General features: G+C 75.7%; 3 protein-coding genes. All 3 read left to right on the top strand.

The window, feature by feature from the left end; genetic code table 11:
- The coding region (locus ABD308_RS14815; RefSeq protein ID WP_344333707.1) for an amidohydrolase family protein at window positions 1-223 on the top strand (223 nt) is incomplete at its 5' end.
- Window positions 224-333: 110 nt separating this feature from the next.
- The gene (locus tag ABD308_RS14810; protein ID WP_344333705.1) at window positions 334-987 is read left to right on the top strand and encodes a bifunctional 4-hydroxy-2-oxoglutarate aldolase/2-dehydro-3-deoxy-phosphogluconate aldolase; all 654 of its coding nucleotides are present in this window, start codon (window positions 334-336) and stop codon (window positions 985-987) included.
- A 297-nt stretch (window positions 988-1,284) separates the two neighbouring features.
- Entirely contained in the window at window positions 1,285-2,919 is a 1,635-nt protein-coding gene (locus ABD308_RS14805) for an alpha-amylase family glycosyl hydrolase (RefSeq protein ID WP_344333704.1), read from the top strand.
- The last annotated feature ends 52 nt before the right edge of the window (window positions 2,920-2,971 follow it).

Below are 2,971 nucleotides of genomic sequence, written 5' to 3'. Positions count from 1 at the left end.
GCACCGGCGCGGGCGGATCGCCGCCGGGTACCACGCCGACCTGGTCCTGTTCGACCCCGAACGCGTCCAGGACACCGCCACCTTCGAGCAGCCCCGGCGGCCCGCCGCCGGCGTCGAGCACGTCTACGTGAACGGCACCGCCGTCGTGGAGCAGGGCCGCGCCACGGGCGCGCGCCCCGGTCGGGCGCTGCGCCGGACCGGACGCGGGACCGAGGCCGTGTGAGGTCCGGGCCCGATGACGCCGAGTGCTTCTGCTTCCGTGAATCCCAGCGAATGGATGAAAGCCCCGTGAACGCGAACCCTGTGAACCCGAGCCCCGCGAACCCGAGTCCCGTGAACCGGAAGTCCTCGGCCGAGGCCGTGGTGGCGGCGGCCCGTGGCGCGCTCGCCGCCGAGCCGGTCATCGCGGTCGTCCGCGCCCCGCGGATACCGGACGCCGCCGCGCTCTGCGCCGCACTGGCGGAGGGCGGCATCACCTGGACCGAGTTCACCTTCACCACACCGGATGTGACGACCCATCTGCGCAAGGCGGCGCAGGCCGGCTACCGCGTCGGGGTCGGCACCGTGCTCACCGCCGAGCAGGCCGAGAGCGGGCTCGCCGTCGGCGCGTCCTTCCTGGTCACCCCCGGACTGCGGCCCGAGGTCGCGGACGCCGCGCACGCGGCCCGGGTCCCGGTGGTGCTCGGCGCGCTCACCGCGACCGAGGTGGCCCAGGCGGTGGACCTCGGGGCCGCCGCCGTGAAGATCTTCCCCGCCCGGGCCTTCGGTCCCGGCTACTTCAAGGACCTGCGCGGTCCGTACCCGGACGTCCCGCTGGTCGCCTCCGGCGGCGTCAACGCGGGCAACGCGGCGGAGTTCCTGGCGCAGGGCGCGCTCGCGGTCTGCGCCGGGACGGACGTGGTGGCGCCGGAGGTGGTCGCGGCCGGGGACTGGGCCGAGATCACCCGGCGGGCGCGGGCGTTCACCGAGGCCTGCGCGGCGCGTTAGCGGTCGTCGGGGTACGGCGCGCGGCGCCCGCGTCGGTGCCGTACGCGTACGCCGGCGGCGTACGCGTGGCCGGACGGGTCCCGGATCGCGGTCGGCCGGGGTCGGCCGGGGCCGGTCGGGGTGCGGGCGGTAGGGGGCGTGGGGGAGCGGAAGGGGCTCGGGAGGGCGCGCGGCGCGCCCCCGGGCTGCTTCCGGGAACCGGGCGGAGGTCCAGGAGTGGCCGGGCCGGGCTGTTGGGGCGGCCGGGATTCGACGAGAATCGGTAGCCCCCCGGCACCCGGCAGGAGGATCCCACCCATGACCTCGACCCGCCCCGGCCCCGAGTGGCTGACCGACGCCGTGCTCTACCAGATCTACCCCCAGACCTTCGCCGACTCCGACGGCGACGGCACCGGCGACTTCGCGGGCATCACCGAGCACCTCGACCACCTCGCCTGGCTGGGCGTGGACACGGCCTGGCTGAACCCGTGCTTCGCCTCGCCGTTCCGCGACGCGGGGTACGACGTCACCGACTACTTCACCCCCGCCCCGCGCTACGGCACCGTCGATGACCTCGCCGCCCTCGTCGAGGCGGCGCGCCGCCGGGGCATCCGGATCCTGCTGGACCTGGTCGCCGGCCACACCTCCGACCAGCACCCGTGGTTCCGGGCGTCGGCGCAGGACCCGTCGGACCACCGCTACATCTGGTCCGAACGGCCGGTGGACGGCTTCGTCGCCTCCCCGGGCAGCCGGCCCGGCTGGTACCGGCCGAACTTCTTCGACTGCCAGCCGGCGCTCAACTTCGGCTACGCCCGCGAGAACCCGGAGGAGCCCTGGCGCCAGCCGGTGGACGCCGAGGGCCCGAGCGCCAACCGCGCGGCGCTGCGCTCGATCATGGCCCACTGGCTCGGCCTCGGCGTGTCCGGATTCCGGGTCGACATGGCGTACTCGCTGGTCAAGGACGACCCCGGTGCCGTGGAGACCGGCAAGCTCTGGACCGAACTGCGCGACTGGCTCGACCGCGACCACCCCCAGGCCGCCCTGTTCGCCGAGTGGGGCGACCCGGCCGCCGCCGTCGCCGCCGGCTTCCACGCCGACTTCCTCCTCCAGTTCGGCGGTCCGGACGACGGCCTGCCGCTGCGCTCGCTGTGGAACAACAACGCCGGGACGGTGCAGGAGTCCTGGAAGCAGGGCCCGTGCTACTTCGAGGCCGAGGGGCGCGGCACCCCGCGGCCGTTCCTGGACGCCTGGCGGGCGGCCGCCGAACTCACCGAGGGCACCGGGCACATCGCCTTCCCCACCGCCAACCACGACTTCTCCCGGCTGGCCACCGGTCCGCGCACCGCCGAGCAGCTCGCCCCGGCCTTCGCCCTGCTGCTCACCTGGCCGACCCTGCCGGCGGTCTACTACGGCGACGAGATCGGCATGCGCTACGTGCCGGACCTGCCGGACACCGAGGGCAGTGTGCTCGGCCCGACGTACAACCGGGCGGGCTCGCGCACGCCGATGCAGTGGACGCCCGGCCCGAACGCGGGCTTCTCCACGGCGCCCGCCGACCGGCTCTACCTGCCGGTCGACCCGGACCCGCACCGCCCCGACGTCGCCACCCAGCGGGCCGACCCGACCTCGCTGCTGCACACCGTGCGGCGGCTGATCGCGCTGCGCCGGGCGCACCCGGGCCTGGGCGCCCGGGGTTCGGTGGAGGTGCGGCACGCCGGGTACCCGCTGGTGTACACCCGGTCCGGGCGCTACCTGGTGGTGGTCAACCCCCGACGGGAGCCGGCGGCCGTCCCGGCGGACGTGGCCTTCGGCGGGTCCGGTGGGGCCGGCGGGTCCGGTGGTGCCGGTGCGGGCGGCCGGGCGCGGCCGCTGGACGTCCAGGGCGTGACCGTCGGCGCCGGGGGTGAACTGCGGGCGGACGGGTTCTCGTACGGCGTGTTCGACCTGGGCTAGGGCTTGTCTGACAATTCGCGTCGCATCAGCGCGCGGCGTTGGGCGCCCGGCT

The organism is Kitasatospora putterlickiae (assembly GCF_039527695.1).
In the GTDB taxonomy this organism is placed as follows: Bacteria; Actinomycetota; Actinomycetes; order Streptomycetales; family Streptomycetaceae; genus Kitasatospora; species Kitasatospora putterlickiae.
The sequence above is the reverse complement of the archived record's forward strand: the minus strand, read 5'-3'. Positions and strand labels throughout refer to the sequence as shown.

Excerpts from the sequence above, each read along its gene's own strand:
- ABD308_RS14805 (WP_344333704.1), top strand. The coding sequence starts at position 1,285 with ATGACCTCGACCCGCCCCGGCCCCGAGTGGCTGACCGACGCCGTGCTC.